Raw genomic sequence first — 2,508 nt, forward strand, 5'->3', positions numbered from 1 at the left:
CATATAAAAAATTAGAGACAGTTACTAATAGTCAAGGACAGACCTTTGCTCTTGGGGAGGAGATACAAGTGAGTACCTGTAACTTTGGCTCTCAATCGGCTGTAATTACATTTTTTTATTCAGCGCCAGATGGAAGTATTTGGTCTAGTTATTATCCTTTGACTAAAGACCAATGGCGGCGCGGTTGCTGCCGGATTGAATATTTGAAAAAGGTTGATGAAAATTTTTGCAATGGTTAACGGTGTAAAAGCACAGTTATTGAAAAGTTGTTATGAAGCTATTTTGAAGAGTCAGTAATCACCGAAGACATCCACCGACATCTGATTGTAAGATGGGCACATATACAGAAATCCTTATAGCGAACTCTCATTATTCGATTGTGTGCTTTTAGGCACATTAACCACATCAATCGCCCCCATATTCTGGGGGTATTTTTATGGCGGTAGTGGCTCAAGCGAGGTAACAATCAAATGAGCGTGGCTCACTACCAACTGAGGTAGTGTTAGGCGTAAGCTGTAGACATCAATGAATCTAGAAGACTTTGAGGCATCGATTACACGTAAGACTAAAAAAGTGGAATCTCCGTCATCATCAATCAAAAATTAAGAAACGCTTCTGGCTCAAAACCGTAGATGGCTGACCACAAGCGTTTTTGGTTGGTAATGGTGGGTGACTCTTTTGCTTAACATTGGCTTTTGACTCTGAAGTGACAAATTATCAAAACCAGACAGTACAAGGGTTTCCAGACCATTTTGCAGAAAATTACTCAGATATCGGCTCAATACCATACTGCCTCTTGGCACAACGTGAAAGTTGTGCCAAGAGGCGCAACACCAAATTTATTCGATAGTGAAAATTGTATTGTATAAATCAAGTCAACTGATGCAATGAAATGAATCTATAAAGTTGGCAATTTTAGACTAATAAGAGTAATGTTGAAAACATAGCATTTATTAAAACCAGAGTATTTACTGAGCAAAAGCCAAATGTTAGAGGATAATTATGTAAGTAACTTTTGGCGATCGCATAACTTTCGTTTGGAACCGTGGGGAAATGACTACGAGCCGCCAATTCAAATCAGCGAAGAGCTTTCACTGTCTGAAAGTGATGTAAACCCGATAGTAGAAACTGATAATTGGGATTGTTTTGAGTCTTCTCAGGCGCGATCGCTACCTAATCACCTCATTTTTATCGACGGGCGTCGTCGGCTAGATGCTGCACTTGTCGGTGGCGATGGTAACACGATAACATACGGTGTTTTTGGAACAATTGCCGTGGGGGCTGTGGTAGTGGATCGGACTATTCCCAAAGCGAGTTGCATTGAAATTGATGTTCGTCGAGTTTTGGGTTTTGGTGGAGAGCAAGATGCAGTATCAACACCTATCCCTTGTCCTTTGGGAAGCAAAGCAGAATTACTCTACACGGCAATTAAAAGCAATCAACCGAATACTCCCGAAGCACGGGGTGCAATTGTCCAAAATGCCATGCTAGCAGCAGAGGAACAGCTAGTAAGCAAAGTAAATGTAAAAAATGCAGATACTTTGGTAATTCGGGATGGTGCATTGCGATATGAATCGCCAACATCTACCTTGGGCTACATCAAGACAATGCACAAACAATACCTGTCTGAAAATTATGCTGCCCTCCTGTGGAAATTATTACCAGGACAGCGCACGCCTATTTTTCATATTAAAGATAGATCCCAATACTCGTGGTATTTGAAATCGGGTGATTCTCAACATTCCGCGCAACAACTTGGCTACCACGATTTGCATGGCATCGTGCGGCTAGAATTATCTAGCAAAATTGACATACTGGAGTTTAGACTAAAAGCGATATGAGAGAACGCAAATCAAATGGAATTAGAGATTAAAAATATTATCTTGTCAGCCGTCAAAGCATCCGCGACTTTAACAAGTCTGTAGTATATCTGCTCCAGATAATAATACAATAATGATAATCATGAAAAGGTGGGAGAGAAACGAGCGACGCTCGTTTCTCTCCCACCCCCCTTATTCGATTATCATTATCAGATTGGGAATGATCAAGAAAAAAGGGGTGTCTGATTGAATACAGTCCCCCTTTTGGCAGAAGGTGAGAAAAGAACTACCATTACTCACCTGCCAACATGAAAAATGCCAGACTTGAAGAGTTTCGTCAAGTAGCTTACAAATATTTAGGTAGAGCCAAAGATGCCACCTTTGAATTAACAGATGCGATATTGCTGACCCGCAATGTTTATTCATTAGCAGATTTATCCTTATCACCAATATTCAGACGCAAGTGGCCAAGTATTTATGAAGCGCTACAAGATAGCAGACCGCAGCGACAGAAATTGATGCAGCTATATATCAAACAAATACCAGTAGAGGGACGACCGTTGTTAGCAGGAGATCACACAAACTGGTCACGCCCAGATGCAGTAACGCTACAAGAGAGGACTTATGAACATAGTGGCACATCCATAGCAGGAAATAAACCGATTACCATTGGTCAAGGATATAGCAC

At 41.0% G+C, this 2,508-nt stretch carries 4 protein-coding genes; 3 read left to right on the top strand and 1 reads right to left on the bottom strand.

The genetic code is table 11. The features are described 5' to 3' along the window. A partial coding sequence (locus F8S12_RS17960) for a hypothetical protein (protein ID WP_230968086.1) occupies positions 1 to 239 on the top strand: 239 nt, incomplete at its 5' end. Between the two features lie 195 nt (positions 240 to 434). Here the strand turns inward: F8S12_RS17960 and F8S12_RS17965 are convergent. Then, positions 435 to 599: a hypothetical protein gene (locus F8S12_RS17965; protein WP_196517496.1), complete on the bottom strand. Its 165-nt coding sequence runs from the start codon at positions 597 to 599 to the stop codon at positions 435 to 437. 387 nt (positions 600 to 986) lie between these two features. Between F8S12_RS17965 and F8S12_RS17970 the strand changes: the two genes are divergently transcribed. After that, the gene (locus F8S12_RS17970; protein ID WP_196517497.1) at positions 987 to 1,841 is read left to right on the top strand and encodes a hypothetical protein; all 855 of its coding nucleotides are present in this window, start codon (positions 987 to 989) and stop codon (positions 1,839 to 1,841) included. Positions 1,842 to 2,128: 287 nt separating this feature from the next. Continuing rightward, positions 2,129 to 2,508: transposase (locus F8S12_RS17975; RefSeq protein WP_331001406.1), on the top strand; the 380-nt coding region annotated here is incomplete at its 3' end.

This window comes from Nostoc sp. WHI (assembly GCF_015714725.1).
Classification (GTDB): domain Bacteria; phylum Cyanobacteriota; class Cyanobacteriia; order Cyanobacteriales; family Nostocaceae; genus Nostoc.